Annotated in this window: 1 pseudogene; it reads left to right on the top strand. The window is 62.3% G+C overall.

The window, feature by feature from the left end:
* Positions 1 to 302: pseudogene (locus PZH32_RS12065) on the top strand (hypothetical protein); the annotation flags it as partial.
* Positions 303 to 329: the final 27 nt, after the last annotated feature.

Genomic DNA, 329 nt, shown 5'->3' with positions numbered 1-329 from the left:
ACAAGCCGCTCGATCAGGAGATGTTCGATACCTGGGAGATCTCCATTACCGGCGCCGTCGCCGAAGAGAAGACCGGGAAGCTGGTCGACCTCATCGATGAGGCCGAGAAGGCCGGCGTAGTAGTTACCACGCCGTTGGTGGCTCAGTGCACTATTAACCCGCTGGGCGGCGAGGCCATCGCCCAGGTGGAGGTCACGGGCATTCCGCTGGAATGGCTCTTGGAGAAAGTGCCGCCGCCGGAGAGCCGGCCTTCTCGTAGTTCACCGCTGCGTAGTACAGCGGTGCAATATCGCCCGTGGTGAAATCGCGGGTCCAGCCGCCCTTACGAC

The organism is Adlercreutzia equolifaciens (genome assembly GCF_029076695.1).
Classification (GTDB): Bacteria; Actinomycetota; Coriobacteriia; order Coriobacteriales; family Eggerthellaceae; genus Adlercreutzia; species Adlercreutzia equolifaciens_A.
Note: the sequence above shows the minus strand (reverse complement) of the source record. Positions and strands in the feature narration are given on the sequence as shown.